Source organism: Ectothiorhodospira haloalkaliphila ATCC 51935 (genome assembly GCF_000633935.1).
GTDB classification, from domain to species: Bacteria; Pseudomonadota; Gammaproteobacteria; order Ectothiorhodospirales; family Ectothiorhodospiraceae; genus Ectothiorhodospira; species Ectothiorhodospira haloalkaliphila.
Genome location: NZ_KK214998.1, coordinates 1244409 through 1271311 on the forward strand (window position 1 = coordinate 1244409; position 26903 = coordinate 1271311).

General features: G+C 63.5%; 24 protein-coding genes and 2 pseudogenes. 6 read left to right on the forward strand and 20 right to left on the reverse strand.

Going from position 1 to position 26903, the window contains the following annotated elements:
• Window positions 1–10: 10 nt before the first annotated feature.
• Window positions 11–940 (reverse strand): type II secretion system protein GspC, encoded by a 930-nt coding sequence (gspC, locus tag ECTHA_RS0113645; RefSeq protein WP_025280370.1) that lies wholly within the window; start codon window positions 938–940, stop codon window positions 11–13.
• 157 nt (window positions 941–1097) lie between these two features.
• Here gspC and ECTHA_RS0113650 point away from each other — a divergent pair, with 157 nt between their 5' ends.
• Window positions 1098–1685 carry an FHA domain-containing protein gene (locus ECTHA_RS0113650; RefSeq protein ID WP_025280369.1) on the forward strand — a complete coding sequence of 196 codons (588 nt, stop codon included), beginning with the start codon at window positions 1098–1100 and terminating at the stop codon, window positions 1683–1685.
• Between the two features lie 69 nt (window positions 1686–1754).
• On the opposite strand, the gene gpmI is transcribed toward ECTHA_RS0113650, so the two are convergent.
• The 10 genes and pseudogenes from gpmI to hisB all read right to left on the reverse strand — a co-directional run bounded on the left by gpmI (window position 1755) and on the right by hisB (window position 8687).
• The gene (gene gpmI / locus ECTHA_RS0113655; protein ID WP_025280368.1) at window positions 1755–3302 is read right to left on the reverse strand and encodes a 2,3-bisphosphoglycerate-independent phosphoglycerate mutase; all 1548 of its coding nucleotides are present in this window, start codon (window positions 3300–3302) and stop codon (window positions 1755–1757) included.
• Window positions 3303–3383: 81 nt separating this feature from the next.
• Window positions 3384–4175 (reverse strand): annotated as a pseudogene (gene tatC / locus ECTHA_RS0113660) (twin-arginine translocase subunit TatC); the annotation flags it as partial.
• A 162-nt stretch (window positions 4176–4337) separates the two neighbouring features.
• Window positions 4338–4593: pseudogene (gene tatB, locus ECTHA_RS0113665) on the reverse strand (Sec-independent protein translocase protein TatB); the annotation flags it as partial.
• Window positions 4594–4659: 66 nt separating this feature from the next.
• A complete protein-coding gene (gene tatA / locus ECTHA_RS0113670; RefSeq protein ID WP_025280365.1) occupies window positions 4660–4938 on the reverse strand; it encodes a twin-arginine translocase TatA/TatE family subunit in 279 nt (92 codons plus the stop codon).
• A 96-nt stretch (window positions 4939–5034) separates the two neighbouring features.
• Window positions 5035–5358: a phosphoribosyl-ATP diphosphatase gene (locus ECTHA_RS0113675; RefSeq protein WP_025280364.1), complete on the reverse strand. Its 324-nt coding sequence runs from the start codon at window positions 5356–5358 to the stop codon at window positions 5035–5037.
• Window positions 5351–5755 (reverse strand): phosphoribosyl-AMP cyclohydrolase, encoded by a 405-nt coding sequence (gene hisI, locus ECTHA_RS0113680; protein ID WP_025280363.1) that lies wholly within the window; start codon window positions 5753–5755, stop codon window positions 5351–5353. Before hisI ends, ECTHA_RS0113675 begins: the two co-directional genes overlap by 8 nt.
• A 104-nt stretch (window positions 5756–5859) precedes the next feature.
• Window positions 5860–6630 (reverse strand): imidazole glycerol phosphate synthase subunit HisF, encoded by a 771-nt coding sequence (gene hisF / locus ECTHA_RS0113685; protein ID WP_025280362.1) that lies wholly within the window; start codon window positions 6628–6630, stop codon window positions 5860–5862.
• A gap of 15 nt (window positions 6631–6645) precedes the next feature.
• Window positions 6646–7386, reverse strand: a complete 741-nt coding sequence (hisA, locus tag ECTHA_RS0113690; protein WP_025280405.1) for a 1-(5-phosphoribosyl)-5-[(5-phosphoribosylamino)methylideneamino]imidazole-4-carboxamide isomerase — start codon at window positions 7384–7386, stop codon at window positions 6646–6648.
• 24 nt (window positions 7387–7410) lie between these two features.
• Window positions 7411–8058: an imidazole glycerol phosphate synthase subunit HisH gene (hisH, locus tag ECTHA_RS0113695; protein WP_025280404.1), complete on the reverse strand. Its 648-nt coding sequence runs from the start codon at window positions 8056–8058 to the stop codon at window positions 7411–7413.
• 35 nt (window positions 8059–8093) lie between these two features.
• The gene (hisB, locus tag ECTHA_RS0113700) at window positions 8094–8687 is read right to left on the reverse strand and encodes an imidazoleglycerol-phosphate dehydratase HisB (protein ID WP_025280403.1); all 594 of its coding nucleotides are present in this window, start codon (window positions 8685–8687) and stop codon (window positions 8094–8096) included.
• Between the two features lie 179 nt (window positions 8688–8866).
• Between hisB and fnr the strand changes: the two genes are divergently transcribed.
• Window positions 8867–9655 carry a fumarate/nitrate reduction transcriptional regulator Fnr gene (gene fnr / locus ECTHA_RS18385; RefSeq protein WP_025280402.1) on the forward strand — a complete coding sequence of 263 codons (789 nt, stop codon included), beginning with the start codon at window positions 8867–8869 and terminating at the stop codon, window positions 9653–9655.
• Between the two features lie 46 nt (window positions 9656–9701).
• On the opposite strand, the gene ECTHA_RS18390 is transcribed toward fnr, so the two are convergent.
• The 6 genes from ECTHA_RS18390 to pip form a co-directional block, all read right to left on the reverse strand.
• Window positions 9702–11081: a sigma-54 interaction domain-containing protein gene (locus ECTHA_RS18390; RefSeq protein ID WP_025280401.1), complete on the reverse strand. Its 1380-nt coding sequence runs from the start codon at window positions 11079–11081 to the stop codon at window positions 9702–9704.
• 262 nt (window positions 11082–11343) lie between these two features.
• The gene (locus ECTHA_RS0113715; RefSeq protein WP_025280400.1) at window positions 11344–14367 is read right to left on the reverse strand and encodes an OmcA/MtrC family decaheme c-type cytochrome; all 3024 of its coding nucleotides are present in this window, start codon (window positions 14365–14367) and stop codon (window positions 11344–11346) included.
• A 171-nt stretch (window positions 14368–14538) separates the two neighbouring features.
• Complete coding sequence (locus ECTHA_RS0113720) at window positions 14539–16623, reverse strand: MtrB/PioB family decaheme-associated outer membrane protein (protein WP_025283016.1); 2085 nt, start codon at window positions 16621–16623, stop codon at window positions 14539–14541.
• A gap of 43 nt (window positions 16624–16666) precedes the next feature.
• Window positions 16667–17545 (reverse strand): DmsE family decaheme c-type cytochrome, encoded by an 879-nt coding sequence (locus tag ECTHA_RS18395; RefSeq protein ID WP_025283017.1) that lies wholly within the window; start codon window positions 17543–17545, stop codon window positions 16667–16669.
• 295 nt (window positions 17546–17840) lie between these two features.
• On the reverse strand, window positions 17841–18299 hold the full coding sequence (dtd, locus tag ECTHA_RS0113730; protein WP_025283018.1) for a D-aminoacyl-tRNA deacylase: 459 nt from the start codon (window positions 18297–18299) through the stop codon (window positions 17841–17843).
• Window positions 18296–19252, reverse strand: coding sequence for a prolyl aminopeptidase (gene pip / locus ECTHA_RS0113735; RefSeq protein ID WP_025283019.1), 957 nt, complete (start codon window positions 19250–19252; stop codon window positions 18296–18298). Before pip ends, dtd begins: the two co-directional genes overlap by 4 nt.
• A gap of 513 nt (window positions 19253–19765) precedes the next feature.
• On the opposite strand from pip, the gene ECTHA_RS0113740 reads away from it, so the two are divergent.
• Window positions 19766–20575, forward strand: coding sequence for a PP-loop family protein (locus ECTHA_RS0113740; RefSeq protein ID WP_025283020.1), 810 nt, complete (start codon window positions 19766–19768; stop codon window positions 20573–20575).
• A complete protein-coding gene (locus ECTHA_RS18400) occupies window positions 20563–21438 on the forward strand; it encodes a lysophospholipid acyltransferase family protein (protein WP_025283021.1) in 876 nt (291 codons plus the stop codon). The genes ECTHA_RS0113740 and ECTHA_RS18400 overlap by 13 nt, the downstream gene beginning before the upstream one ends.
• A gap of 9 nt (window positions 21439–21447) precedes the next feature.
• Here ECTHA_RS18400 and ECTHA_RS0113750 read toward each other — a convergent pair whose 3' ends face one another.
• Complete coding sequence (locus tag ECTHA_RS0113750; RefSeq protein ID WP_025283022.1) at window positions 21448–21723, reverse strand: PilZ domain-containing protein; 276 nt, start codon at window positions 21721–21723, stop codon at window positions 21448–21450.
• A 253-nt stretch (window positions 21724–21976) separates the two neighbouring features.
• Here ECTHA_RS0113750 and ECTHA_RS0113755 point away from each other — a divergent pair, with 253 nt between their 5' ends.
• Both ECTHA_RS0113755 and ECTHA_RS0113760 read left to right on the forward strand, forming a co-directional pair.
• The gene (locus ECTHA_RS0113755; protein WP_025283023.1) at window positions 21977–22279 is read left to right on the forward strand and encodes a c-type cytochrome; all 303 of its coding nucleotides are present in this window, start codon (window positions 21977–21979) and stop codon (window positions 22277–22279) included.
• Between the two features lie 20 nt (window positions 22280–22299).
• Entirely contained in the window at window positions 22300–23595 is a 1296-nt protein-coding gene (locus ECTHA_RS0113760) for an NAD(P)/FAD-dependent oxidoreductase (RefSeq protein ID WP_025283024.1), read from the forward strand.
• Window positions 23596–23696: 101 nt separating this feature from the next.
• Here ECTHA_RS0113760 and ECTHA_RS0113765 read toward each other — a convergent pair whose 3' ends face one another.
• Window positions 23697–23897, reverse strand: a complete 201-nt coding sequence (locus ECTHA_RS0113765) for a YdcH family protein (protein WP_026623812.1) — start codon at window positions 23895–23897, stop codon at window positions 23697–23699.
• 90 nt (window positions 23898–23987) lie between these two features.
• Complete coding sequence (locus ECTHA_RS19110) at window positions 23988–26903, reverse strand: bifunctional diguanylate cyclase/phosphodiesterase (protein WP_025283026.1); 2916 nt, start codon at window positions 26901–26903, stop codon at window positions 23988–23990.

A 26903-nucleotide genomic window follows, 5' to 3' on the forward strand; every position in this document is an offset into this window, starting at 1 on the left:
TGGGCCACCTTCATGAACCCAGGGGCAGTGTCACCGTCATCACCCGCCCCTGCCGTTCCACTTCCAGGGTGACCTCACGTGCCTCGGACAGTTGCCCGGCCAGGGCCTGTGGATCATCGATACTCCCCACGGCCACGCCATTGATGGCGGTGACCACGTCCCCCGGCCTCAACCCGGCCTGACGGAACAGGGCCGCATCGCGCCGGGGAGCGATGGAAAAGCCCTTGATGCTGCCCTGCTCCATTACCGGGCGGATGCGTACCGCCTCCATGAAGCGGTTGGGATTCTCCAGCCAGTTGTCACGGCGTGCGGCAAGATCCGCTGCCAGCCCCGCGTCCACGGGCGCCCTGCCATCGGATGATTCGATCTGTGAGACCGTGGGCCTTGAGGCGCCTCGCTGCACCGCAGCCTCCCCCATCTGCTCCCGGGGCAGTCGCAGCATCTCGAAACGGCCTTGGCGGGAGAGGATCACCCGGTCCGCAAAGACCTGTTCCAGGGTGGCATTGCCAGGCAGGGAGGCACCCACCAGATAATGTCTTTCATCCGTGCCCTCTCCGGAAATAAGGGCCACACCCAGGCCGGGATCAGCAAAGGCGATCACACCCTTGAGGCTCAAGCGCAGGCGGGTTTCCGGGGCTTCGGTGGGAACAGGCGGCGACTCCACGGTGCGCTCGGCCTCACCAAACAGACTCAGCCGGGCCACACGCTCCAGACCATCATCCCGGCGCTCCTGAGTGATGATCGGAGGCGACTCCGGGCGGGCAGACGCAGCAGCCGACAGGGGTGCCGATGAGGGAGCCACCATGTCCCAGGTCACGCGAGCCAGGGACCAGGCCAACAGGATCACCAGTGCCAGCGTCACCCAGGGCGCAAGGCGGGTCAGATCATTCGGCTTGGGCCTGAAGCGCCCCGGGCCAGCAAGGCTGGACACACTGAACATGGAGAGTGACCGTGTGAAAGAGAGGGTCTTGAAGACCCGATGCTATCACGCGCTTACGCATTGGCAATACGCATCGAGGTCCGTCACAACGTTGAACTTGAGCTTTGGTTTATACTCTGCCAACGGTCAAAGTCTGATGACATCAGAAGGCAGGCACATGGACATCAGGAGGAAGGGAGAACGGCGGCGCTATGACTCACGCCCCTCCTACCCATTCAGGGACAGCCAGGGGGTGTGGGTGACCCGCAACCGGCGTCGCCAGCTGGATCGGCGCGCCAGCAACGGCGACAAGCCGCTGGGGAGTTCCGAGCCTTCCAGTGCATCTGCGCGCCCGAGGGCAGCGGTGACCATGCTGGACACGGCCCAGGGTTCATCCCCGGCCCTGCGCAACCTCAAGGGGCGCAGCCTCCTGCTGCACTACCGGGATGTGGTGATCAACCTCTACGAGGGCAGGGATGACTTCCTGCTGGGCCGGCGCAGCAGTTGCGACCTGGTGGTCCCTCAGGATCACGTCTCCCGGGAGCATGCCCGCATCGTCCACCGGGATGGGGGTTTTGTGCTCATTGAACAAAGCCTCAACGGCACTTACCTGCAGGAGCCCTCCGGGGAAGGGCGCCTGATTCATCAGGAGACCGTGGCCCTCAAGGGCTCGGGCTATCTCAGCCTGGGTCGGCCACTCTCGGATAACACCGAAAACCTGGTGTATTTCTATTGCCGCGAGGCCAGCTCACCGACGCAGGACTGAGCTTTGGCTTGGGGGCTTATAACGCATCTTCCATCATTGGGGGTGTCTCCCCGCCGTGATGCATGAGCGTTAACCGGGCACCGATTCCAGCAGCAGGGATCGCCCCGTCATCTGCTCCGGCTGCTCCAGCCCCATCAGTTGCAGCACCGTGGGGGCAATCGAGCTCAGCCCGGCACCGGTCATCAGTCGCCAGCGCTCCTTATCGATGATCATGCAGGGCACCGGGTACATGCTGTGCTGGGTGTGGGGTTCGCCGGTCACCGGATCGATCAGTTCCTCGCAGTTGCCATGGTCGGCGGTCACGATGGCCGAATACCCCTGGGCAATGGCCGCGTCCAGCACCCGGCCCACCTGAGTATCCACGGCCTCCACGGCCGCCACCACCGCCTCGTACACCGCCGTGTGGCCCACCATGTCGCCATTGGCGAAGTTCACCAACACAAAGTCGTACTGACCGCTCTCCAGGGCCTTGATGGTGGCGTCGGCCACTTCCGGCGCACTCATCTCCGGTTTCAGGTCGTAGGTGGCCACCTGAGGCGACGGGATCATGACGTGGTCCTCACCCTCGGCCGGTTCCTCCACACCCCCATTGAAGAAGAAGGTGACGTGAGCGTATTTCTCGGTCTCGGCGCAGTGGAACTGCTTGAGACCCTGACGGCTGATGATCTGGGCCAGGGTGAGCTCCGGGCGCTCAGGCGGGAAGGCCACGGGCAGATCGAACTGGGCATCGTACAGGGTAAGACAGGTCACCGTGACGGGCTGGAAGCTTCCCCGCTCGAAGTGCTCGAATCCGGCCTGGCTCAGGGCCGCCGTGAGCTGACGCGGCCGGTCGTTGCGGAAGTTGAAGAACACCACCGAATCACCCTCCTTGATGGTGCCCTGCTTCTGGATCACCCGCGGCTTGATGAATTCGTCGGTCTCGCCGGCCTCGTGGGCACCGTTCAGGGCGGCGCGGGCATTGGATGCCTTCACGCCCTTGCCATGCACCATGGCATCGAAGGCCAGCTGAACACGGTCCCAGCGCTTGTCACGATCCATGGCGTAATAGCGACCGCTGACCGTGGCGATGCTGCCGCCCACCTCCTTGAGCACGGCTTCCAGTTCCGGCAGGTAGTTGGGGGAGGCCTTGGGAGCGGTGTCACGGCCATCGGTGATCATGTGCACCATGGGCTTGACGCCGTGCTGGCCGCATAGCCGAATCAGGGCATGCAGATGCCGGGTATGACTGTGCACGCCACCATCGGACACCAGGCCCACCAGATGCAGGGGTCGACCAGCGGATTTGGCGGCCTTTGCTGCCGCCACCAGGGCGTCGTTCTCCGCGAAGCTGCCATCCTCGATGGCATCATCAATTCGCACCAGATCCTGACGGATCACGCTGCCGCAACCCAGTGTCAGGTGCCCTACCTCGGAGTTGCCCATCTGTCCGTCCGGCAGCCCCACGGCACGGCCTGCCGTCTCGATCACCGTATGGGCATTCCGGGCGAGAAAGCCGTCCAGGCGCGGGGTGTTGGCATCATGGAAGGCGTTGTTGAGTTTACCGGGATTGACCCCGACGCCGTCCATGATGATCAACAGGGTGGGACGACGGGGGGTGTTCGGGGATGACTGCGACATTCAGGTGTCCTGTCGTTGACGATTGCGACGTTCCTCGGCCTCGGCACGGTCGAGTTCTTCATCCATATCGGACTCGGACAGGGGACCATCGGTTGCATCGCCGGGATCCCTGTCCTCGGCCTCGGCCTTCTTCTTGATCATGATGCGGGAGAGGATGATACCGATCTCGAACAGCACCCACATGGGCAGCGCCAGCAGGGTCTGGGAGATGATGTCCGGCGGTGTGAGCACCATGCCGACAATGAACACGCCCACGATCACATAGGGGCGCTTGGCCGCCAGTTGCTGGGGCGTGGTCAACCCCATGGCCACCAGCAGGATGGTGGCGATGGGCACCTCGAAGGCGATGCCAAAGGCCAGGAACAGCAGGATGATGAAATCCAGATAACGGGAGATGTCCGTCATCACCGCCACGCCTTCCGGGGCGGATGCGGTGAAGAAGGCAAAGATCAGCGGGAAGACCACGAAGTAAGCGAAGGCCATCCCCAGGTAGAACAGCAGGGTGCTGGACACCAGCAGCGGCACCGCCAGGCGCTTTTCGTGCTTGTACAGGCCCGGCGCGATGAAGGCCCAGGCCTGATAGAGCAGGAAGGGCACCGAGATGACGATGGCCAGCATCAGCACCAGCTTGAAGGGGATCAGGAAGGGTGCGGCCACCTCGATGGCGATCATGCTGGCGCCTTCCGGCAGGTGGGCCATCAGCGGCCCGGCCAGATAGGTGTAGATGGTGTTGGCGAACGGGAACAGGGCCAGGAACACCACCAGGATGCACAGCACGCTGCGCAGCAGTCGCGTGCGCAGCTCGAACAGGTGGGACAGCAGGGTGCCCTCCCCCTCCTCGCCGGGTTGGGCGGATTCAGACTTTTGATTCATCTTGGGACTTCGCCGGCTTGTCTGGATCGTTTCCGTTGCGGGATGCGTTACCCTCTGCCCTGGCCTTGATCTGGTCGGCGGGCTTGGGGAAGTCTCCGCTGCCGTCTTCCTTGATCTCTTCCTCCATGGACTTGACCTTGTGCTGGGTCTTGTCCACTTCGCGGCGCAGGTCCTGCTCGGTATCTTCCATCATGGTCTTGAGGCGATTGATTTCCTTTTCCTGGTCCTGAAGCATCGCCTTGAGTTCGTCGGTGCGCAGTTCCTGTTCGATATCCGAACGCACGCTGCTGACGAAGCGTTTGATCTTGCCCACCCAGCGCCCGATCTCGCGGGCCAGCTTGGGCAGGCGCTCCGGACCCACGACCAGGAGTGCCACCAGGGCGATGATGATCAGTTCCCAGAATCCGAAATCGAACATGCGCGCGCGTCAACCGACGTTTGAGGGTGGCCGTGGGGCGCCCCGCGGGGCGGCCCGGGAGCTGTTTCAGGACTGGCGTTCACCTTCCTTGGGCTTTTCTTCGGTCGCCTGGGAGTCGAATACGCGGCCGCCCTGGTCTTCCAGGGGCTTGCCTTCTTCGGGCTCGCCCGGTTTGCCGGCGGTGGTGTCGCCCTCGGTTTCACCGTCCTTCACGGACTGCCGGAAGTTCTTGATGGCGCTGCCCAGATCGCCGCCCATGTTGCGCAGCTTCTTGGTGCCGAACAGCAGGACCACGATGACCAGAATGATGAGCAATTGCCAGATGCTGATGCCGCCAAAACCCATGTGTTGCCTCCTGATGACTTTGAGGATGCCTGAATCCAGGCGCCGATATGCCGGTTATACCAGAAACCACCCCTTCAGGTCGCCCATCCTATGGGCTTAGCCCTGGCGGCTGGCCTTTTCCTCAAGGCCCGAGAGGCCGAAGCGGCGTTCCAGTTCCGCCAGCACCTGCTGTGGGCCGAGGCCCTGGTGGGCCAGCAGGACCAGGCTGTGGAACCACAGGTCGGCCATCTCGTGGACCAGTTGATCCGGCTCGCCATTCTTGGCGGCCACCACGGTCTCCGTGGCCTCCTCGCCCACCTTTTTGAGGATGCTGTCCAGCCCCTTGGCGTACAGGCTGGCCACGTAGGAGCTGGAGGCATCGGCACCCTTGCGCGACTCCAGCACCTGGGCCAGTTGCTCCAGCACACGATCATCACTCATGGGACTTGCCTCCCCCGTAGATGGCGTCGGGGTCCTTGAGCACCGGGTCCACGTCCACCCATTGGCCGTCCCGGTACTGGTTGAAGAAGCAGTGATGCCGGCCGGTGTGGCAGGCGATGCCGCCCTTTTGCTCCACGCTGAGCAGCAAGGCGTCGTAATCGCAGTCCAGGCGGATGTCATGCACCACCTGCACATGCCCGGAGCTCTCGCCCTTGTGCCACAGTCGGCCCCGGGAGCGGGACCAATAAACGGCCTCGCGCTTTTCCAGGGTCTGCGCCAGGGCCTCGCGATTCATCCAGGCCATCATGAGGATCTGGCCGGTGCCCTTTTCCTGAGCGATGACCGGGATCAGGCCCTGGTCGTTCCAGCGGACGATGTCTAGGGGATTCTGTGTCATGAGTCCTGAGCCATCGGGGCTGAAGGCCCCAGGTTACTGAGTGTCTTGGGGGGGGTTGAGGGGCAAACCCGTGCAAGCTGCCCGCCGCTGCCCCTCATCCCCGGTCAAAGCCGGACTTCCACGCCCTGGGCCCGCATGAACTGCTTGGCCTCCTCCACCGTGTGCTCGGCAAAATGGAAGATGCTGGCCGCCAGCACCGCATCGGCGTGCCCCTCGGTGACGCCATCCACCAGGTGCTGCAACTCGCCCACCCCACCGGAGGCGATCACCGGGACGCTCACCGCATCGGAGATGGCCCGGGTCAGGGGCAGATCGAAGCCCTGGCGGGTGCCGTCGCGGTCCATGCTGGTGAGCAGGATCTCGCCGGCACCGTTGGCCACCATGCGCTGGGCCCATTCGATGGCATCCAGGCCGGTGGGCTTGCGGCCACCATGGGTGAAGATCTCCCATCTCAAGGGCTCGCCCGGCGCGGAGACCTGCTTGGCATCAATGGCCACCACGATGCACTGGGAACCCACCTTGTCGGCTGCCTCGCGCACGAAATCCGGGTTGAACACGGCCGCCGTGTTGATGGACACCTTGTCAGCACCGGCGTTGAGCAGGCGACGGATGTCGTCCACCTTGCGGATGCCGCCGCCCACGGTCAGGGGGATGAAGACCTCCTCAGCCACCTGTTCCACCACGTGGACGATGGTCTCGCGCTCGTCGGAACTGGCGGTGATATCCAGAAAGGTGATTTCGTCAGCGCCCTCGGCGTCGTAGCGCCGCGCCACCTCCACCGGGTCACCCGCATCGCGGATGTCCACGAAGTTCACGCCCTTGACCACCCGACCGCTGTCCACGTCCAGGCAAGGAATGATGCGCTTGGCTAGCATCGGCTTGCGCCCTCCTCAGCCGCTGGCATGCTGATCCACCAGAGCCTGGGCCTCGGAGAGTTTCACGCCGCCCTCATACAGGGCACGCCCCACGATGACGCCGTCGATCCCCTCGTGGGCCACTTCACACAGGCGGCGGATGTCCTCGATGGACGTGACGCCGCCGGAGGCAAACACGGGCACCTTGACCGAGCGGGCCAGACTCACCGTGGAGTCGACATTCACGCCCTGCATCATGCCGTCCCGGGAGATGTCGGTGAAGATGATGCCGGCCACGCCATCCTGCTCGAAGTGCTGGGCCATATCCTCCACATCGTGATGTGAGAGCTTGGACCAGCCGTCGATGGCCACCTTGCCGTTGCGTGCGTCCAGGCCGACGATGATGCGGCCGGGGAATTCCAGGCAGAGGTCGTTGACGAAGTGGGGCGCACTGACCGCCTTGGTGCCGATGATCACCCACTGCACGCCGGCATCCAGATAGACCTGCACGGTGTCGTCATCGCGGATGCCGCCGCCCACCTGCACCGGGAGGTCCGGGAAGCGGTTGACGATCTCGCTGATGATGTCCGCATTGCGGGGCTTGCCGGCAATGGCCCCGTCCAGATCCACCAGGTGCAGGCGTCGGGCGCCCTCGTCCACCCAGCGGGCAGCCATGTCCACCGGGTTCTCGGAAAATACCGTGGAGTCATCCATGCGCCCCTGGCGCAGGCGCACGCACTTGCCTTCTTTCAGGTCGATGGCCGGAATCACCAGCATGATCACAATCCCCTGGGTTGGTCTCTAAACGCCGCCGGTCCAATGCATGAAGTTCTTCAGCAGGGTCAGACCCGGGGCGGCACTTTTTTCCGGGTGACACTGGATGGCAAAGATATGGTCCTGGGCCACGGCCGACGCAAACGGCAGGCCGTACTGCGTGGTGCCAGCCACCACCTGATAACTGGCGGGCACCACGTGATAGCTGTGCACAAAATAGAAGCGGCTGTCCTGATCGATGCCTTCCCACAAGGGATGGGCACGGGTCTGGTGAACCTGATTCCAGCCCATGTGCGGGATCTTGAGACGCTGGCCCTGCGCGTCCACCTGATGATCCTCGAAACGGCGCACGCCACCGGCGATCAGCCCCAGACAATCGGTGCCGCCATTTTCGTCGCTTCGGTCCATGAGCACCTGCAGGCCCATGCAGATACCCAGGAAGGGTCGCGTGGTCGCTGCCTCGGTGAGCACGGGGATGAGTTTCCGATCCCGCAGCGCCGCCATGCAATCCCGGGCTGCCCCCTGGCCGGGGAAGACCACCCGGTCTGCCTCGAGGATGTCATCGGCGCCTTCCACCAGACGCACCCGGGTATCGGCGGGGGCCACATGTTCCAGGGCCTTGACCACGGAACGCAGGTTGCCCATGCCGTAATCGACCACTGCGATAAATTTCATGGGATCAGGATCTTCAGCAAGGTCTTGGGAAAGATTTACAGGCTGCCCTTGGTGGAGGGTGTCACCCCCTGCATGCGGGGATCCGGTTCGGCGGCCATGCGAATGGCACGCCCAAACGCCTTGAACAGGGTCTCGGCCACGTGGTGGGCGTTGTGCCCCCGCAAGCTGTCCAGGTGCAGGGTGACACGGGCATGGTTCACAAAGCCGTGGAAAAACTCTTCGAACAGGTCCACATCGAAGTCACCGATGCGGGCACGGGGGTACTCCACGTGATACTCCAGGCCCGGGCGACCGGAAAAGTCCACCACCACCCGCGACAAGGCCTCATCCAGCGGCACATAGGCGTGGCCGTAGCGACGGATGCCCTGCTTGTCCCCCAGGGCCTCGGCAAAGGCCTGACCCAGGGTGATGCCCACATCTTCGACAGTGTGGTGGGCGTCGATGTGCAGGTCCCCCTCGGCCTGGATGCTCAGGTCCAGGCAGCCATGGCGGGCCACCTGATCCAGCATATGGTCCAGGAAGGGAACGCCCGTGGCGAACTCGCCGCGGCCCTGACCGTCCAGGTTCAGGCGCACGTCGACGCGGGTTTCCAGGGTATCTCGCTTGATCTGAGCTGTGCGGGGATTCATGGCTAAGACAGACCGATGGGTAAAGCGGCATCCTAACACAGCCGGCGCCAACACAGTGGGGAACAAATTCGCATCTTGCTTGTCTTGGGCACCCACCTTCGGTAAGGTGCCAAAAAAGTGCAATATTGACTTCGGTTGTGTTCAGGCGGTCATTGCACCGCGGGAGTGGTTGAACCGACATGTCGGCCCCGAAGATTCTTGACCTCGGCAGTCTCAAGCAGGCCTGCAAGAGTTGCAGCCTCCATGACCTTTGTCTGCCGCTTGGAGTGGGAGATGAGGAGCTCCAGATGCTGGAGCGAATCATCAACCGCCGCCGCCCACTGCAACGCAAGGATCACCTGTACCGACCGGGTGACCGATTGCACTCCATCTACGCAGTGCGCTCCGGCACGGTGAAGACCTACACCCTCACCGACGATGGCCAGGAACAGATCACGGGCTTTCACCTGCCCGGCGAGTTGCTGGGGCTGGATGCCATCAGTGACGGCGTGCACCCCTGCGCCGCCCGGGCCCTGGAAACCACCAGCATCTGCGAGATCCCCTTCGATCGCCTGGAGGAACTCTCCGTGCGCATCCCGGGGCTGCAGCACCAGCTGTTCCGCATCATGAGTCGCGAGATCCAGACCGACGAGCAATTCATGATGCTGCTGGGCAAGAAGGCCTCCGACGCCCGCCTGGCAGCTTTCCTCCTGAGCCTGTCCACCCGCCTGGGCATGCGCGGCTTCTCCCGCACCGAATTCAACCTCACCATGTCCCGCAACGACATTGCCAATTACCTTGGCCTGGCGGTGGAGACCGTGAGCCGGCTGTTCACCCGGTTCCAGAGTGCCGGCCTGATCGAGGTGAACCGCAAGCTGATCACCATTTTCGACCTGGAAGGCCTGCAGGTGGTGGCCGGCGCCCAGCCCGTGGAAGAACTCCGGAACTGCCCGGGCCAGTGCGAGGGCGATCAGCCCCAGGGAAACTGAAGGCTTTCTCGCTTCCGGGAGATCAAGCCCCCGCTTGTTGACGCGGCTACTGGCTCTCCACCTGCAGCCCGTGCAGCCTCAGGCGGGCGCGCAGCGTATTGCGTGACATGCCCAACTCCTCGGCCACCCGACTTCGGTTGCCCGCGAAGGCCTCCAGCAGGGATTGCAATGCGAGCCCCTCCACTTCCTCCAGCATTTCCCTCACCCGCCCACCCGCAATGGCACGCTGAATCAGCGCTGCCAGGGCCGTTTCGGAGCAGGTATCGTCGCCTCCTTGCGTATGGGTCCCAGGGAACAGTGGAAGATGGTCGATGCGACCTACCCGGGTACGTACCGCGGCCTGATAGACGATGTTCTTTAGCTCCCTCACGTTCCCGGGCCAGTGATAGGCCACCGCCTCCGCCTGAGCCTGCTCGGAGATGTCGGTAATATGGAGACCCAACTTCAGGTTGGCGTCCGACACAAAGGCGCGCAGCAGGGCCCGAACATCGTCGGTCCGTTCGCGCAGGGCCGGGATGTGGATGGGTAACTGAGAAAGCCGATAATAGAGATCTCGGCGGAATCGCCCAGCCTCCACGTCCTGCTCCAGATCGCGGTTGGTGGCGGCAATGACGCGTACATCGGCGGCCCGGGGCTCGGAGTCGCCCAGACGATGGAACTGCCGGTCCTCCAGGAAGCGCAACAACTTGGCCTGAAAGGCCATGGGCATGTCGCCCACCTCATCCAGCAGCAGCGTGCCCCCGTGGGCCGACTCGATCCGGCCCACACCATCCGCAATCGCGTTGGTATAGGCTCCACGGGCATAACCGAACATCTCCGCCTCCAGCAGCCCTTCGGGTATCGCGGTGCAGTTGATGGCCACATAGGGCCGATGGGCCCGGACGGAATGACGATGTATGCAATGGGCGGAAACCTCCTTGCCCACCCCCGTTTCTCCCGTGAGAAGCACGTTGAGATCGTTGGAGGCGGCAACACCCAGTTGCTTGTAAACACTGAGGATCTGCGAAGACGTGCCGAGTATCGCCGGGCAATCCTCCCGCAGCACGTCCGCGTCGGTGCTGTCCAGGCAGCTCATGCGGGCTTCGCCGATGGCCTTCCTGAGTTGGTCGCGGCAAAGAGGTTCGGTCAGCACATCCAGGGCGCCCAGTCGGGCGGCGAGGATCACCTGTTCGGGCGCAAGCCCATCCCCCACCAGAATGGTCGGCTGGGCCCTGCTGGATTCCATGACGGCTTCAAGACGTGGCAACCCCGGAGCCTCTGCCCCGCTCTCCCGAACGAGTGCCACTGAGGCGCGCTCCGCAGCAACCACGTCTTCCGGGCGCGCATGGTTGAACACAAGGCCCTGTTCACGCAACCAGCGCTCCAGTTTCCTGCACTCGTGGCCGTGCCAACCGATCAGCATGACATTGCCGGTCATGGTATCCATCGCTCTCCTCCTGGCCCCGCCATGTCTGCTGACTACCGCATGGCTTATGTTTGTGCCTTTACGGTATAAGCATGAGGATCGCACCGATAAGACACATTGATTATTATCAATGGAAATACCTGTATAGCCAGAGTGGCTTTAGGGGTCAAGCGCCGATTGCATCCAGGCTGGGCGTCTCGAGCAAAAAAGAGCCCCCTGGCGCATTACGGGCGAGGGGGCTCAGGAGACCCCTCATGGGGCCTGGAGGATCGCTCAGCCGGCCTTAGCGGGGGCGCACGTCATGTACCCGGCTGATATCGGCCTCACCGCCCGGGCCATGACAATTGGCGCAGCCCTCCTGCATGGGGTCCGGGTTGTCCAGGGTGGCCGTGACGGAGCCACCGCGCTGCAGGATATGGTCACGCAGCCAGGCTTCGTCGGTATGACAGGAGGTGCAGACCGAGGCGATGGGACTGAACCGTTCGTGCTGGTGGATATCCGTCACGTTGTTGTCGGCACCGAACTGATCGGTTCCAGCGTTGGTGAAGTTGGCGTTATCCCAGTCGAAGGTGCGGATGCTGGAGCCGATCACACCCGCCTGCAGGGGCAGCTGGTAGCTGTCCTCCACGTGGCAGGTGTTGCAGTTGCCCACACTGCCCGGGAAGTGAGCCTCGCCGTCCCAAGGACCTTGTGGGTCCCATGTACCTGCCGGTGTATCCCGGTCCAGCGGACCGCCGAAGACATTATCGCGAAGCTGAATCCCGTCACCGCCCATCTGTGCACGGTGTACATGGTGGATCATGCGCTTGAAGTCCTTGGACTCCTCGAACTTACGGTCGTGGATCCCGAGATTGCCCAGGCGGCCAAAGGCGATGAAGGGCTGGGTACCTGCCGAGATATCCGTATTGCTCGGGTTATGACAGAGCACGCACAGCTCCGGGCTGTTGCGACGATTGCCGCCATGCTTGGCAAAGCGAATGTGGCAGGAGCGACAGGTTTCCTCCACATCCACCACCTTGCGCCGGGGCTCGGCCACGGCGTTGCCGATGGCGAACTCGGTGGTGCGGTGCAGGGCGTTGACCAGTGGGGTGCGACCGTCGTCCCAGACGCTTTCCACATCCCCCAGCGCATCCATGGGCACCACCTGATTCTGTACCGCCACGGTGCCCACGCCGTGCTCGGGCAGGCTGGTACGGGCCTGGTCCGGCAGTTGATATGTCACCTGGTAATAGCCGCTGCTTGCCTCCGAAATGGTCAGTGCTGACCCATCGCCACCGTTGGTCCAGCAGGCTGCATTACAGCCCACATCCGTCGTCCTTCCGGGCCAGCTGGGGTCGGTGGAGTGTGTGTAATCCGCTGAAATGAGCCCGGAAGCATTCTGCTCACGCCAGCCCACCACAAAACTCAACTGGAAACGTGCGTTGTCATCATGGCGCAGGAAGGTGTTTCGACCATCGTCGCGCACCCGCAGGCGAAAGCTGACTGTGCCCTCTTTGCGATCCAACATGGCCCCTTCGGAGCCGAACTGAATGGTGAGTTGGTCCTCACGAATGGCGGCGCGGGTGAAGCTTAGATGGGCACGCTTCATGCGTACTCGGTTCATTCCATTTTGCTCAATTCCCCGCAAACCAATGTGCTCCGAGTCATCGATCACGTTCTGATTGTGACAACTTCCGCACATTGATCCAGAACTATAGAGAGTCTGGCCGGCAGCTGATCCAACATTATCCCAAGATTCACCCGTCTCTGGCTCTGGCGCTTCCACGTCATGGCGATGACCTGTCCGCCAGTCACCTCGAGGCCCCGCATTAGATGCTCCAAACACTGCAGCCAGCATTGCAGGAAGTCGATCATCTTCAGCACTGTTGGCCGTCGTGTTGCCGCCTGAATGCAAATTATCGTCACTCAGCCAGAAAACACTGTCATGGCAGGATGCACATACCTCAACAGTACGAGAGCCGCCTTCGTGCCAGTTATCGCCGTCCGGAGTCACCACGGCCAGTTGCTGACGAGCAAGTCGATCCTCGCCACCAGCAACCAGGACGAGTTCATCATGCGTCTCTTGCCCCATGTGGCACTTCACGCAATTGTCGATCCCTCGCGATGCCGTTCTTGGTAGGGCCCGCCCTTCTCTGTCAACACCCTGCGGAGGATGTCCCGTAACCGAATCAACGTCACCATCCTCATGCACGGCCTGGGGGAAACGCAGATTGCTGAAGTTGTTGTTGCGAATGAAGTAGGGGACGCCAGCACGCACGCTGGGCAGGGTCTCCCCCCGGTGGATCTTGTGCACCATCTGCTTGAAATCGACGCTGCGGCCGCTGACCGGATCGACACTGCCCGGATTGTGGCAGGTAACGCAGTACTGGGGCTCCACCCGATTGCCGCCATGCTTGGCCAGGGTGCCGTCGTGGCAGGTGTTGCAACTCTCCAGGGAGATGATGTCGCGAGTAGCGTCCACGCCGTGCATGGGGGTCTCGCCGGTGGCCGGGATGAAGTCGAACCAGGCGTTGGTGGCGGGCAGGCCACCGCCCAGTTGCATGCCGACGCGGTGAGTCCACTCCGGATTGTAATCCACCGTATAGGTGAGGGTTTCGCCGGAGCCCTCGATGCGCACGCCCCTCGGCAGGGTGGTGCCATCTGCCCAGGTGCAACGCACGTCCCTTCCCAGGTCATCGGAAAATTCGTGCCCATCGTGTGAACCGTCTTCCACACAGCGCCATAAATCTGCAAGATTGTCGCCCCTGATGGTGCGGCTCGCGGCATTCACATCCAGACTGAAGGTATAGCGATACTCGCCATTGCCCAGGTTCTCGAGTGTGCCGTTGTTGCTGTTCTCCACGGCCCCCTGGATGGCATTGCCGAACATGGGAGCGCCGTCGGGGTTGTTGTCGGAAACGGCGTGCGCCCAGCCCGTGGGATTCACCTGCCTTTCCCGGGTGATGTAATTCACCCAGTCGTAACCCACACCATACCGACTACGCGGTGCCAGCTTGGCGAAGGTGAAGCTGGCATTTTCCAGATCCGTGATGGGTACACCCGTATCGTCCAGGAGTGTGAACTCCACCACCGGGTGTCCGTCCTCGCCAACGCTGGCGCTGGTAATGCTCAGACCGAGCCCCTCCGCCGGCGCGGTGGCCACGGGCGTGGTGGTGGGTTCATCCACTGAACCATCGAAGCCGTCGTCGCTGGGCAGACAACCCGCCAGGATCAGGGCAAGGGTCGCCAGCAAAAGGGTGACCAGGGCGCGTGGCGTACGCCGGTTCGCCGATCGTGATCGGATGAAATCATCGGTCATGGATGACATGCTCCCCACCTCCGGGTCTTGACGGTCTTGCGGCCAGGGTTGGCGTGCGTTGCCTGAGTGTTGTTGGTAAGACATGGTGTGTGGCCCTCACCCCAACCCCTCTCCCGCCAGCGGGAGAGGGGCTATCAAGTGACTCCGCTCCCAGTCAGCGGGAGAGGGTCTTTGTTGTTTTCAGAACCGGTAGCGCAGGGCGCCGGCGATCAGATGCGTGGTGTAATCGGGGCTATCCTGGTCCAGCAGGATCAGGTTGCCCACGCCGGTCACGCCCACGCCATCGACTCCCCAGTCCTTCTCGCGGTAGCGCTCCACCATGTAGCGCAGACGGAAATCCAGGTTCTCGTTCACCCTGTAATCCCCGTAGAGGCTGAACTGGGTGAGTCGGCTATCCAGGCTGGGATAAACACCCCCTCCGCCGCCCTCCACCAGGGTGCGCAGGCGTCCGGAGGTTTCCACATGCAGGACCTCGGCGCCCACAGTGAACCGGTCGGGCCTCAGGTCGTACTCGCCCCCCACCCCCAGGGTGACGGACTCGTCGTCACGGTCGGAACGCCAGTTTCGAGGGTCAGCAAACGCCAGAGCCTCGCGTCCCGCCTGGCGGGCCTCGGTGCGTTCATAGGCATAGAAGCCGTAGGTGGTGATCCGATCAGTGGGCACCCAGGACAGGTCCACGGCCCACACCTGGCGTTCGGCCTGCTGCAGGCCCAGTTCCGAGCGGGTGTAGTCATCGTCGATCCACTGCACGCGCGGGGTCACCTGGATGCGGTCGGTGACGTGAAAGCTGGCATAGGCGCTGGCGGTACGCCGGTCCCGGTCGGCCAGATAATACTGACGCAACTCCTCGGGGCCGGTCTCGCGCTCGTACTGGGAACCCCGCTGTTCGGCGTAGCCCAGTTCCACGTTGAGGCTGGTTCGGGGCAGTGCCCGGCTGCGCACGCCGATCCGGTAGGCGGTCTCGTCGGTATCCTTGCGGTCGGAGAAGGTGCGTTCACGCTCGTCCCGGACCACGCCCAGGTTCAGGTGAGTACGGTCCTGCACCCGGTAGCTGGCATCCAGGTGGTAGCGGTTCTGGGTGTAGCTGACCGGGCGGGTGGCCACCACACGGTTATCCAGTTCGTATTCGTAGGCATTGGTGCGGTTGTCCCGGTCGTCGTAGCGATAACCGGCCCTCAGGTTGACGCGCGGATGGGGCCGACCACTGGCTCGAAGGTTTACCAGCGTGGTGTTGATGCGTCCGTTCAGTGATCCGGGCAGCCCCGCCACATCCTCGACGAAACGTTCATCCTGGGTCATGCGTCCCAGGGCCACGTCTGCCCCCACACGACCGGTATCGCTGAAGCTGTAGCCCAGCGAACCGGTCACCTGGTGGAACTGATTGTCCGGCTCCAGGCTGACGGTGCCCACCGCATCCCCCGCTCCCGACCAGTCCGGGCGCGTGGCATCGGGCACGTCCAGGCTGTGGCCGTCCCGTTGCGAGAAGACGGATAGCTGGTAACCCAGGCGGCCCTGGAGTTCGTCGCCGTCATAGGTGACATCCGCCTCGAACCGGGTGGTCTCGTAATCCACCGGCACCGGCACCAGGGAGGAACGCTCCTGGGTCCAGAAGTGATTGTTGTTCACGCCGCGGATGATGGTTCCGTCCTTGCGCTCGTGATGCACGGCCGTGCTGGCTCGCCAGCGGGTATCCAGGTTGACGCGTCCACCGGCGCCCAGGCCCTGGCGCGAGGTGCCCAGGGTGCGCTCGGTCAGGAAGGCGTCGGCCACTTCCCGCCCGCCGTCCTCGGGCAGGCGCAGATTGCCGGACCCACTGCCCCGATACGGGGTGCCCAGATTCCGGTAGAGGGTGTTGGGGATTTCCCGGTAGTAAAAGAAGCTGCTGTAACGCCCCTGGTCGCCGGCATCCAGACGCAGGCTGCGTGAATCCAGCCCCAGATTGCGGCCCTCCAGGCGCCAGTAGCGGGCACTTTCACTGTTCTGGGCATCCTGCCCCTGGAGCAGGAAGCCCATGTCCAGAAACCACCCTTCCTCGTTCACTCCGGTGAAGCGCCCCAGACGGAAGGAGTCGTTATCCAGATACCCCAGCCCCAGACGAACCTCCCGCCGCACCGTGTGCTCCACGCCGGGCCGATCGGCAATGGCCGCCGCGGCCTCCTGGGCGGCTTCGCGCACTTCGTCGTCAGGCTGGGCCCAGGCCGGAACAGGGATCAGACCCAGGGCACACAGGCCCATGATCAGAGCCGTCTTTCGTGATGCATGCATGAGGTGTTCTCCTCTCGTCCCCCGGTTGCCGTCACCCGCGCCATCACTCCTTGAAGACATGGCCGCGGGGATGGTTGGTGCCGTGGATCTGGCTGTGGCAATTGAGGCAACTGCGCCCCTGTACACGGAAGTCCATGCGGGCCGCACTCAGACCCACGTCGGAATGAGTGCCCAGGTGGCATTGCTGGCACAGACCGGGCGATCGGGCCTGAAGCAGGGGGCGATGAATGGAGCCATGGGGGTCGTGGCAGGTCACGCAGGACTCCCGGACCGGGTTGTGCTCCCAGAGGAAAGGCCCGCGCTTCTCGGCGTGGCAGTTGAAACAGGTCTCGTTGATCGTGTGCCCCACCAGCTTGTTGGGGCCGGGCGTGCCATGGGGATTGTGGCAGTCGGTGCACTCCATGATCCCTTCCGGGACCGGGTGATGGGAGGGTTTGCCGAAGTCGGCCCGACGGTCCAGGTGACAGCTACCGCAGACCTCCATCTGGGTGTCGGCCTTGAGCAGCCTGGGGCGCTCGTTGTGCATGGCGTGACAGTTCACGCAGGCCAGGCCGGAGAATTCGTGCGTGCTGCCCTTCCAGTGGCGACGCGCCCCCTCTTCATGACAGCTCAGGCAGGGCTGGTTAAGACGCTCGGGGCTCTCCTTTTCGATATTGAAGAGGGTTTCCATCCCCGGGCCGTGGCAGGCGTTGCACATGCCCTGGGAGAACGGCGTGCGCTCATCGGCCGTGAACGCGTGGGGCGAATTGAAGATGCGCTGAACGTGCTCCTCGATCTGCGCGGTGCGGTCCACCACCACCTCCGGGATCTTGTCCACTCCCCGGATCGGTCGTTCGGGATCCGCCTCGATCGCCCAGACCGTAGCCGGGCCCGCGGTCGCCAGCGCCACGGCCGCGACGATCAAAATCAGCCATTGCCTCATTACTTCCCCCTCTGATGTCTGGTCCTTTGTTGTTGGAGATCCCCCCCCGGCAGCGGGTCGCTCGGGGGCGATTCAGCGGACGGACCAGCCTTCGGTGAGAGGAGCAGCAGGAGTCGTGCCAAAACCATATAAATGGTAATGGATTGATTACGCTGTTTTTTTATGAGGTCATTCGAGACGAGCCCGGGTAACTATTGATCAATCGCAAGCAGGGGCGATCAAAAGGTCACCAGGGGAGAGGGTCTGGGTGACTCACCCTCACCAGCTTTTCGGCATCAGGGGTGACTCACCACCTTCATGCGTGAGGGTCAGCGGGCGGAACCCGCAACGACAAGGTGACCGGCCCATCATTGATGAGCGAGACGGCCATATGGGCTCCGAACTGGCCCGTGGCGACATGCGGCCAGGCGTGACGGGCCTGGCTCACCAGCTCATTGAACAGACGCTCGCCTTCCTCGGGCGGGGCGGCAGGGGTGAAACTGGGGCGCATGCCCTTGCGGGTGTCGGCGGCCAGGGTGAACTGGGGTACGAGCAGCAGGCCACCCTGGATATCGCGGACGGACAGGTTCATGCGACCCTCGGCATCCTCGAACACCCGGTAACCCAGCAGTCGCTCCAGCAGGCGTTCGACCTGGGCGGGGCCATCGCCCCGCTCCACCCCCACCAGCACCAGCAGGCCGACGTCGATGGACCCGACTGTTTGACCGTCCACCTCCACGCTGGCGCGCGTCACCCTCTGCAGCAGGCCGATCATGCCAGACGATCCGCCAGGGCGTTGGTGGCGGCCACCAGTTCGCGGGTGATCCCTGGCTCGCTGGCGGAGTGACCGGCATCGGGCACGATATGCAGATCCGCCACCGGCCATGCCTTGTGCAGGGCCCAGGCCTGATCCACGGGACAGACCACATCGTAACGGCCATGCACGATGGTGCCCGGGATATCGGCGAGCAGATGGGCATCACGGAGCAACTGGTCCGGCTCCAGAAAGCACAGGTGCTTGAAGTAATGGCATTCAACCCGGGCCAGACTCAGGGCCACATAAGGGTCCTGGAAATGCGCCACCACGCGTGGATCGGTGGTCAGGGTGGCGGCCCGGCCCTCCCATTGAGACCATGTCTTGGCGGCCGCCATGCGCGCCACCTCGTCATCGCTGGTGAGCCTACGATAGTATGCCTCCACCATGTCATCACGCTCTGCCTCGGGAATGGGCTCCAGATAGTCTTCCCAGTAATCCGGGAACAGTCGCCCGGCGCCATCCTGATAGAACCACTGGATGTCCTGGCGCCGGCACAGGAAGATCCCCCGCAGGATCATGCCCAGCACCCGCTGCGGGTGGCGCTGGGCATAGGCCAGGGCCAGGGTGGAGCCCCAGGAACCACCGAAGACGACCCAGCGATCGATGCCCAGGTGCTCGCGGATGCGCTCCATGTCGTCCACCAGATCCCAGGTGGTGTTGTTCTCCAGGCTCGCGTGAGGGGTGGAACGGCCGCAGCCTCGCTGATCAAACAGCACGATCCGGTACCGGGCGGGATCGAAGAAACGCCGGTGCCACACATCACAACCAGCGCCCGGCCCGCCATGGAGGAAGATCACCGGCAACCCCGAGCGGTTGCCACACTCCTCCAGGTACAGACGATGAGTGTTGTCCACGCTCAGTTGCTGGGAACCATGGGGCTGGATGCTGGGGTAAAGAAGATCGCTGGGCATGGGCGCTCACCGCTGAAGGGAAAATACTGACCCGTATTTTAAAAGTAATGACACGATCCATGTGTTGGAGAGTTCAAGAAATGGTGGCATTGAGGCCCCGGCCAGGCGGCGCCCTGGGGCAGCGCCATGAGACCAGGCATCGACTGGCGTGAGGGAGCAAAAACAGGAGGTTTTCGGGGCGACGACGCCGTGTAGGAAAATCCCTACAGAAAAAACCCGCAAAACGGCAAAAAAGGGCTTTTCAGGCGTTACAGACCCGACACTTCGTGTGGGATCATATTCCCCATGGTGCAAGACGCGCCGGGCAAGGAACCCTGGATTGCCGGGATCAAGGATTGACACCAGCCAGGCGTGGAAAGAATCCACTTGGGAGGCAAGGACGCCGCTTCAATCACCTTATGCCAGGATGGCATGGCCCTCGTCAGGGATGGCGAGGGTTTTTTTTGCCCGCAAGACGCAGCGGTCTTCCCCGGGCTTGCCCACCGCCCACCCAGTGGTTATCGTCGGTCAGCCATGACCCAGCCCACACGCCCTTCCCGCTCTCTCATCCGCTGCACCGGCCGCGCCATCGGCGATTTTCGCATGATCCGCGAAGGGGATCGACTGCTCCTGGGGCTCTCGGGAGGCAAGGATTCACTCACCCTGCTGCATCTGCTGCTGTACTTTCAGGCCCGGGCACCGGTGCGTTTTGAACTGGGCGCGGTCACCATCGACCCCCAGACCGGCCTGACCGACAAACGAGCGCTGATTCCCTATCTGGATGACCTGAAGGTGCCCTACCACTACGTGAGCGAGCCCATCCTGGAGCGGGCCGAAAAGCATCTGGACAACCATTCTTACTGTGCCTTCTGCTCGCGCATGCGCCGTGGACTGATCTACCGCACCGCCCGGGAGCACGGATATACGGCGATCGCGCTGGGCCAGCACCTGGATGACCTGGCCGAGAGTTTTCTCATGAGCGCCTTCAACGGAGGGCGCCTGAAGACCATGAAAGCTCATTACCGGATTGAAAGCGGTGACCTGCGGGTGATCCGCCCACTGGTCTATGCGCGAGAGCGTCAGATCCAGGATTTTGCCCACGCCGCCGCACTGCCCATCCAGGACGAGAACTGTCCCACCCGCTACGGCACGCCCACCCAACGCCCGCGCATGAAGGCCTTGCTGGCCCGGGAGGAGGCCGATAACCCCCATCTCTTCAAGAGCCTGGTGCGCACCTTGATGCCGCTGATGTCCGTGGGCCTGGATGACGTGCCCCAGGCGGATGAGGCCGACGCACCTGGCGCCGCCAACCCAACGGAGGCGGTTGTTTCATGGAAGCCCTGATCCGGCTGGCCTTCGCCCTGCTGGCCCGCCTGCCTCTGAGGGTCAATCACGCCCTGGGGGCGGGCCTGGGGTGGCTTGCCTGGGGATTGCGTACTGACCTTCGGCGCGTGTCGCTGATCAATCTGGGACTGTGTTTTCCCGAGCAGGACGCCGGCTGGCATCGGCGCGTGGCCCGGGCCAGCCTGATGGAAACGGGCAAGACCCTCACGGAAGCCCCCTGGCTGTGGCATGCAGGGCCGCAACGGATCGCGGCCCTGCGCCAGGCCGGCGAGGGCGAAGCGCACCTGACCGAGGCCCTGACACAGGGTCGGGGGGCCTTCTTCGTATCGCCGCATCTGGGCAGTTGGGAATATTCCGGATTACAGGCCGTGAGCTTCGGCCCCATGACCAACCTCTACCGCCCGCCACGCATGCAGGCCCTGGATGCCCCCCTGCGGGAGGCGCGCCAGGCCACCGGTGCCCAACTGGTACCCACGGACCGCCGCGGCATCCGCCTGATCAAGGAAGCCCTGGCCCGGGGGGAAATCGTCGGCATGCTGCCGGATCAGACCCCCAAGGGGGCTCAGGGGGTGTTTGCACCCTTCTTTGGCCAGCCAGCCATGACCATGACCCTGCTGCCCAAGCTGGCGGCCCACCGCCACACGCCGGTGGTCTTCGCCTTTGCCGAACGCCTGCCCCGGGGCCTGGGCTATCGATACCGGTGCATCCCGGCGCCAGAGGCCATTTACGACCAGGACCCGCAGGTGGCCGCAACAGCAGTGAATCATGCGGCCGAGGCGCTCATACGGCAATGTCCCGAGCAGTACATGTGGAGTTACAAGCGGTTCAAGGTCAGGCCCGCCGACACGCCCGGGCGGTATTGATGCGGGCATTCATTCATCAATGAACGCCACGGCCACCTCACGATCACCCACTCGCACCACACGCCCATGAACCAGGGGCGGTGCCTCACCATCCCCCAGGGCACCCTCCACACGCACCTGGATCCGCTCCCCCATCACCGGGGCATCCTCACCTGCGACCAGCAGCAACACGCCATTGCCGCTCAGATCACGGGTTTGAACCCTGCGGGCGGGGCGACCCTCACGAAACAATTCCACCGCCACCTCCACTGGCAGACGGGGATGCTGACGCCGATCCGATTCCATCTCTTCAAGACTCCCAAGGGCTGGCACGGTCCGGCAACTTGGCGGACAGGGCATTCATGACAATAGGTTCTTATAACCTCATTTATCCATATTGGATCAATCGCCATACCTGGCTATATATTGATCCATCGCAAGTAATTCGCGATTGGACCCGGATTGCTTCTAAGGATATGCTGATATTGAATTTAGGTAGCCACCCAAGGGTCGGCCGCCTCAGACGAGAAGACCAAACACCTGGAGAAGCTTGCCCGTCATGATACGCAAACACATTACATCCGCCACCCTGGCCCTGGCTGCCATCGGCGCCGTATCGGTAGTCCAGGCGGACGTCACCCGGGGCGAACTGATGGCCACCACCTGCTTTGCCTGCCATGGCACCGACGGACACAGCGCCGGATCCATGCCCAGCATCTACGGGTATCCCCCCGAGATCATGATCAATCAGATGAAGGCCTTCCGTGATGGCCGGCGTCCGGCCACGGTCATGGATCGTCATGCCACCGGCTACACCGATGAGGAAATCGAACTCATCGCCGAATACCTGAGCCGACAATAACAAGCAGGGGGCTTCACATCATGCAACAGCGATTTTCACGCAGAAACTTTCTCCGTGCACTGGGGGCCGGGGGAGCCGCCACTGCACTGGCCGCCTGCGGCACCATGCCGGGAGCGCGCCGTCGCGGCCCCAACGTGGTGGTTGTGGGGGGCGGCCCCGGAGGCGCCACCACGGCCAAATACCTGAAACGGTTCAACCCCGGCATTCAGGTCACCCTGGTGGAGCCCAAGGCCACTTACCATACCTGCTTTGGCTCGAACTGGGTGCTCGGCGGCCTGGCCGAAATGGACGACATCGCGCAGACCTACGGGGCGCTGAAGGACCGGCACGATGTGAATATCGTGCAGGATACGGTCACTGCCATTGATCCCGATGCCAGGCAGGTACGCCTGGCCGGGGGAGACACCCTTTCCTACGACAAACTGGTGGTCTCCCCGGGGATCGACTTCCGCTTCGACGCGGTGGAAGGCTACAGCGAGGCGGTCTCCCGGGACATCCCCCATGCCTGGAAAGCGGGTGAGCAAACCCGCATCCTCAGGGATCAGTTGCGCGCCATGGACGATGGCGGGGTCTTCGTGCTGGTGGCTCCGGGCAATCCCTTCCGCTGCCCCCCAGGGCCCTATGAGCGGGCCAGCATGGTGGCCCACTACTTCAAGCAGCACAAACCCCGCTCCAAGGTCATCATCCTTGATAACAAGGAGAACTTCTCCAAGCAGGGTCTGTTCATGGCCGGCTGGGAACGCCTCTACGGGGACATGATCGAATGGGTGCCCAGTTCCCAGGGTGGCCAGGTGGAGCAGGTGGACCCCGAGACACGCACCGTGTATTCGGACGGGGGACTGACCCGCTTCCGCGCCGACGTACTCAACTTCGTGCCGTCACAGCAGGCGGGTGCCATCGCCCGGGAGGCCGGCCTGGCAGACGACACGGGCTGGTGCCCGGTGGATCAGCTCACCTTCCGGTCAGACAAGCACGAGGACATCTTCGTGATCGGGGATGCCTGCATCGCCGGCGCCATGCCCAAGTCGGGACACTCGGCCAACACCCAGGGCAAGGCGGTGGCAGCGGCCATCGTGCGGGCCATGAACGACCAGGACATGCTGCCCCTGTCCACGGTGAACACCTGCTACAGCCTGATCGGCCCCGATTACGGCATCACGGTGGCGGCGGTGTATCGCTTCGAGGATGGCGGTATCGCCGGAGTGCCTGGCTCAGGCGGCGTAAGTCCCTCTGAAGCCAGCGATGCCTTCCGGCGCCAGGAGGCCCGTTACGCCCAGGGGTGGTACGACAGCATCACGGCGGACACCTGGGGCTGACAAAACCCGGGGCAGACCTGTGGGTGTGTCCCGGGGCCCGCGATGGCGTTGGGGCTTGGGCGACCGGGGGGCACCCCCACGGCCCCTGGTTTCCTTGGCCCTCAGGCGTTGAGATCGGGGATCAACTGGCTTTCCAGTCGAGCGATGGAGTCCTTCAGGATGAGCTTGCGTTTCTTCAGCCGGGTCAGGCGGATCTGATCCACGAACGGCCCTTCGGACAGGCGCTCAATGGCCTCGTCCAGGGCACGATGCTCCTCTTTGAGTTCACTCAGCCGCGTTCGCACCGAGTCCAGATTCGGGATAGTCAAGCAGAATCCTCCGCCAGGGGGTCGGCGACATCATCCCAGATCCCCGGCGTGGGCGCCATGCCCTGCACCCAGCCCCGCGCTCGATCATGACAGCGGGTACACGCGGTCGGATTGCACCAATTCCCGGGCAGGGCCTTCCGCCAGGGCCGGGGCAAACAGATAACCCTGCCCCACCTGGCATCCCAACTCACGCAGATGTGCAGCCTGACCGACTGTCTCGATACCTTCGGCCACAACGATCTTGTCAAGGGCGCCGGCGATGGAAATCACTGCCTGGATGATGGCGGCGTGGCCGGCATCCACACTCAGACGACGCACGAATGAACGGTCAATCTTGACCACATCGAAGGGAAAGTCGCGCAACTGGCTCAGGGAGGAGTAACCGGTGCCAAAATCATCAATGCAAAGGGACACGCCGATGGCCTTCAGGCCCTCCATGACCTCCAGGGCCTGGGCGGCATTCTCGATCAGGGCCGACTCGGTGAGTTCCACCTTGATGCAGGCCCCGGGTATCTGATGGTGCTCCAGAGCTGCGGCCAGCACAGACACCAGTTCCGGATCCCGCAACTGCTTGCCCGACACGTTCACATTCACGGGCAGACAGGGGGCGCCGACGGCGCTGCGTTCCAGATGCCAGCGGGCCGCCTGGGCCACGCTCTCCCGGATGACCCAGCGCCCCAGGGGCAGGATCAGGCCACTGTGCTCGGCCGCGGGGATGAACACATCCGGGGGAACGGCCTTGCCGTCGGCGCTCCGCCAGCGGGCAAGGGCCTCAAATCCGACCAGACGCCCCGTCTCCAGGGCAACCAGGGGCTGATAATTGAGCTGGAACTCATTGTGCTCCAGCGCCCTGCGCATGGCGTTTTCCAGGTTGAGCCGCTCCACTGCACGCGTGTGCATGGCGGTATTGAAAAAGGCGCTACCGCCCCGGGCCCGGGACTTGGCCTGGTACATGGCCGTATCGGCGTTGCGCAGCAGCTCATCGGCACGCAGATCCTCATCCGTGCTCTTGGCGATCCCCATGCTGAAGGTGATGAACAGCTCCTCATCTCCCGCCCGGATGGGTTCGGCCATGGCGTCGCGGATGCGTTGCACCACCTTGTGGATTTCGTCTTCGTCGGGCAAATCCTCCAGCAGCACCGTGAATTCATCGCCCCCCAGGCGCGCCACGGTGTCGCCAGGACGCAGCAACCGCCGCAACCGCTCAGCCGCCTGCACCAGCACCCGGTCCCCCATGGCATGCCCCAGGGAGTCGTTGATGGTCTTGAAGTCGTCCAGGTCCAGGAACAGCACCGCAAACTCGAAATCGGCACGACGGGCCCGATAAATGGCCTGTGTAAGCCGGTCCAGGAACAGGGTCCGGTTGGGCAGGCCGGTGAGGCCATCATGCAAGGCATCGTGCCTGAGCCGCTCCTGGATACGCCGCTGCTCAGTGATGTCCGTCATGGAGCCGGCCATACGATGGGCCACCCCCTCGTCATCACGCACCGCCAGGCCACGAAAGCGCATCCACAGGTAGCCATCATGCTCATGCAGCACACGCTGGTCACTCTCCAGCCAGTCACTGCGTCCCTCCAGGTGGGCCTTCACGTCCCGCCTCAGACTGGCCACGTCGTCGGGATGCACACGCACGAACCAGGCCTCCGGGGAGTCCCCCAGGTCCACATCCCGGCAACCCAGCATGGCCTTCCAGCGGGGCGAGAAATAGATGCGGTCGGTGTCCAGGTTCCAGTCCCACAGACCATCGTTGGCCCCGGCGGCCGCCAGCTCGTAGCGCTCACGCTCCACCGACAGTTCGTGCATCTTTTCGGTCAGGGATCGGTTCTTACGCTGCACGTCCCGTTCCAGGAACTCCAGGCGATCCGCCAGGCCGAGGGTGATGCGCTCCAGCAGGGTCAGTTCATCGGGCAGTCGCGGACGACGGGAAAGATCCAGCTGCTCCCGGGCTGCCGCGAAGCGATGCTCCGCCAGCAGGGGAAGCAACCCGGCCACACGCCGCAATCGTGCCAGGGGTTGCCGGGTCAGGGCCACCACAGCCAGCATGAAGACCATCAGCCCGGCCAGACCGATGAACAGGTTCTGCCAGCGGGCCGCCGCGATCTGTCTTCGGGCCTCGGTGACGTCCGAGATCACGGCCGCCAGGACGCGATCCTCCGGGTGGGTTCCTGGCAGGTCGAAGGGCATCATTTCGAAAGAGCGATCCCCCAGCACCGCCTCTCGACGCCCCCGCCTCTCCATGGTGCTTTTTACCTGCACCAACGTCTTGTCCTCCAGCAGCGGCCGCAACACATCCTGCCGGGTGAGGGCCACCAACTGCCCCCCCTGGCTCTGGGGACGCAGGTCCAGCGTCCCATCCGGCAGTGCCTTGCCCTCGGGATCCTCGATCAGGGCAATATCCAGCTGCGAGATTCCCTGGAAGGCGAGCACCAGATCACCCAGGGTGCGGCCCAGCACGATGGCGCCCAGGGTCCCCTCCTCCCCCAGGATCGGCGCCACGGCCTTGGTCAGGCACAGCCCCTGGCAGTGGGTGAACACCAGCGGCCGTTCAGTGGCAAGCACCTGGTCGACGGCCCCCCGCATCTTGGGGCAGTCCTCGCAAGATGGCACCCCCACACTGGATTGCAGCATGACTTCCCCATCGGCATCCAGAAACGCCGCCAGTGCCAGATCCGCGTCCATCTGCAATGATGCCCAGAGCGGGCGAAAGGCCGCTTCCAGTTGGCTGACGTCCCCCGCCTGCAAGGCCTCGCGCACGCCGGACAAGGCGGGGACCAGATGGGCCAGACTCAGCAACTCCGCATGAGACTGCTGGGAAAGCCCCTCCAACTGTTCCAGGGCACGGGTCTGCTCCAGGGCGCGCTGCCCTTCGTACTGCTGTTGCAGATTGTAATGACTGAACAGGGCAAAGGTGGCCAGCAGCAGGAGCAGCAACACGCCGAAGATGGCCAGAAACTTCCACTTCAGGCTGACAAATCCCTGGGAGATGGCTTCCTGGTACAT

Excerpts from the sequence above, each read along its gene's own strand:
- gspC (WP_025280370.1), bottom strand. The coding sequence starts at position 940 with ATGTTCAGTGTGTCCAGCCTTGCTGGCCCGGGGCGCTTCAGGCCCAAG.
- ECTHA_RS0113650 (WP_025280369.1), top strand. The coding sequence starts at position 1,098 with ATGGACATCAGGAGGAAGGGAGAACGGCGGCGCTATGACTCACGCCCC.
- gpmI (WP_025280368.1), bottom strand. The coding sequence starts at position 3,302 with ATGTCGCAGTCATCCCCGAACACCCCCCGTCGTCCCACCCTGTTGATC.
- tatA (WP_025280365.1), bottom strand. The coding sequence starts at position 4,938 with ATGGGTTTTGGCGGCATCAGCATCTGGCAATTGCTCATCATTCTGGTC.
- ECTHA_RS0113675 (WP_025280364.1), bottom strand. The coding sequence starts at position 5,358 with ATGAGTGATGATCGTGTGCTGGAGCAACTGGCCCAGGTGCTGGAGTCG.
- hisI (WP_025280363.1), bottom strand. The coding sequence starts at position 5,755 with ATGACACAGAATCCCCTAGACATCGTCCGCTGGAACGACCAGGGCCTG.
- hisF (WP_025280362.1), bottom strand. The coding sequence starts at position 6,630 with ATGCTAGCCAAGCGCATCATTCCTTGCCTGGACGTGGACAGCGGTCGG.
- hisA (WP_025280405.1), bottom strand. The coding sequence starts at position 7,386 with ATGCTGGTGATTCCGGCCATCGACCTGAAAGAAGGCAAGTGCGTGCGC.
- hisH (WP_025280404.1), bottom strand. The coding sequence starts at position 8,058 with ATGAAATTTATCGCAGTGGTCGATTACGGCATGGGCAACCTGCGTTCC.
- hisB (WP_025280403.1), bottom strand. The coding sequence starts at position 8,687 with ATGAATCCCCGCACAGCTCAGATCAAGCGAGATACCCTGGAAACCCGC.
- fnr (WP_025280402.1), top strand. The coding sequence starts at position 8,867 with ATGTCGGCCCCGAAGATTCTTGACCTCGGCAGTCTCAAGCAGGCCTGC.
- ECTHA_RS18390 (WP_025280401.1), bottom strand. The coding sequence starts at position 11,081 with ATGGATACCATGACCGGCAATGTCATGCTGATCGGTTGGCACGGCCAC.
- ECTHA_RS0113715 (WP_025280400.1), bottom strand. The coding sequence starts at position 14,367 with ATGTCATCCATGACCGATGATTTCATCCGATCACGATCGGCGAACCGG.
- ECTHA_RS0113720 (WP_025283016.1), bottom strand. The coding sequence starts at position 16,623 with ATGCATGCATCACGAAAGACGGCTCTGATCATGGGCCTGTGTGCCCTG.
- ECTHA_RS18395 (WP_025283017.1), bottom strand. The coding sequence starts at position 17,545 with ATGAGGCAATGGCTGATTTTGATCGTCGCGGCCGTGGCGCTGGCGACC.
- dtd (WP_025283018.1), bottom strand. The coding sequence starts at position 18,299 with ATGATCGGCCTGCTGCAGAGGGTGACGCGCGCCAGCGTGGAGGTGGAC.
- pip (WP_025283019.1), bottom strand. The coding sequence starts at position 19,252 with ATGCCCAGCGATCTTCTTTACCCCAGCATCCAGCCCCATGGTTCCCAG.
- ECTHA_RS0113740 (WP_025283020.1), top strand. The coding sequence starts at position 19,766 with ATGACCCAGCCCACACGCCCTTCCCGCTCTCTCATCCGCTGCACCGGC.
- ECTHA_RS18400 (WP_025283021.1), top strand. The coding sequence starts at position 20,563 with ATGGAAGCCCTGATCCGGCTGGCCTTCGCCCTGCTGGCCCGCCTGCCT.
- ECTHA_RS0113750 (WP_025283022.1), bottom strand. The coding sequence starts at position 21,723 with ATGGAATCGGATCGGCGTCAGCATCCCCGTCTGCCAGTGGAGGTGGCG.
- ECTHA_RS0113755 (WP_025283023.1), top strand. The coding sequence starts at position 21,977 with ATGATACGCAAACACATTACATCCGCCACCCTGGCCCTGGCTGCCATC.
- ECTHA_RS0113760 (WP_025283024.1), top strand. The coding sequence starts at position 22,300 with ATGCAACAGCGATTTTCACGCAGAAACTTTCTCCGTGCACTGGGGGCC.
- ECTHA_RS19110 (WP_025283026.1), bottom strand. The coding sequence starts at position 26,903 with ATGTACCAGGAAGCCATCTCCCAGGGATTTGTCAGCCTGAAGTGGAAG.